1 protein-coding gene is annotated in these 1308 nt (G+C 44.0%); it reads right to left on the reverse strand.

Features of this window, described 5'->3' with window-relative positions:
* Nucleotides 1–2: 2 nt before the first annotated feature.
* Entirely contained in the window at nt 3–1256 is a 1254-nt protein-coding gene (locus DWW90_RS20320) for an IS4 family transposase (RefSeq protein WP_122346284.1), read from the reverse strand.
* Between the last annotated feature and the right edge of the window lie 52 nt (nt 1257–1308).

Consider the following 1308-nt stretch of genomic DNA (forward strand, 5'->3'; position numbering starts at 1 on the left):
CACTACTGTCCAAAGAAATTTCCCCATAAGTTCAGTTGATCTGAATCGGAATCATTCATCGGACGTTTTGATTTAACAAATAGTTCGCCTAAAGGCTTCCTCTCAAAGAGTACTTTGCCGATGACGGACGATAAAATATAAAGTTCTTGATCAACATAGAACATCTTCTTGGCAATAGCAAGCAGCAGGTAATCGCAGATGGCAATCCATATCTGCGAGTAGACTGCATTCTGGCTGGTTCCGTAGAACGCCTTAATGTTCAGATGTTGTTTGATCCATTTGAAGAAACACTCCACTTGCCAACGTTCCCTATAAAGTTCAGCAATGGTCAGGTAAGAATGCGTGAAGTCGTTGGTCAAGAACCGATAGAGGTTTCCCGTGGCGTAATCCTCATACACAACCATGCGAAGTGTATCCGGATACCATCTGGAGGTTTTCAGCCCCGTCAGCCTGATAGTGGAATCGCTAATAACTCCGGTACTTTTATCAACCGGATGCTCTTCTACCACCTCATACTTCATGTTGTCCTTGGCCCTGGTGACAAAGAAGGCCCGCTGGCGATGAAAGTGGCAGAACAACTGCTTGAAATCCACATATCCCTTATCCATAAGGTAATAATTGCCAGGCTCTACGGGTACAAGACTCATAGCTTTGGAGTCATGGACTGCAGCTTCTGTCAGATAAATAAATGTGGGAATCGCTCCCCGCAAATCCAGCAAGGTATGCATCTTTACACCACCTTTATCATGATGAAGTCTTGCCCATGGACAGAGCTGCAAGCAAAGTTTAACCGTACTGCTATCGAAGGCATAGACGATACCGTCCACGTCGAGCCTGGAAGGCTCGTTCCGATACAGGTATCTCGCTTGTGCAATCAATATCTGACCCAAGTCGTGATAGATGCGCCAGTCCTTGGCCTGGTTGATATGTGCCAAAGTCGAGCGTTGGATATATTTGATTCCGGACGAGTACAACTTGGAGGACAGGGCAACCAGCGTTGCATCAATGCTGCGGAGGCTATCCTGACCAGTGAACTGGGCAAAACTCATCACCATAAACTGATCTCTGCATTTGAACTCGATAGCATGTCGGTTGCCATTGTATCTCTTTACGCATTTGTCGAACTCATATCTCGGTATGAGCGACATTATCTGAGCCAATACGGTCTTTCCCTTATTCATGATTTCTATCTCTTGCAATACAATTTGCAAAAGTATAAAATCAAATCCCGGAAAAATTTTATTCACGTAATGCATTAATATAAACTAATTTAAATCATGTCTGAGAAAATTTCTTTGGACAGTAGTG

It is taken from the genome of Parabacteroides sp. AF17-28, assembly GCF_003479205.1.
Classification (GTDB): domain Bacteria; phylum Bacteroidota; class Bacteroidia; order Bacteroidales; family Tannerellaceae; genus Parabacteroides; species Parabacteroides acidifaciens.

Bases quoted from the DNA above. Each gene is read 5' to 3' on its own strand.
- DWW90_RS20320 (WP_122346284.1), bottom strand. From the start codon at position 1,256: ATGCATTACGTGAATAAAATTTTTCCGGGATTTGATTTTATACTTTTG.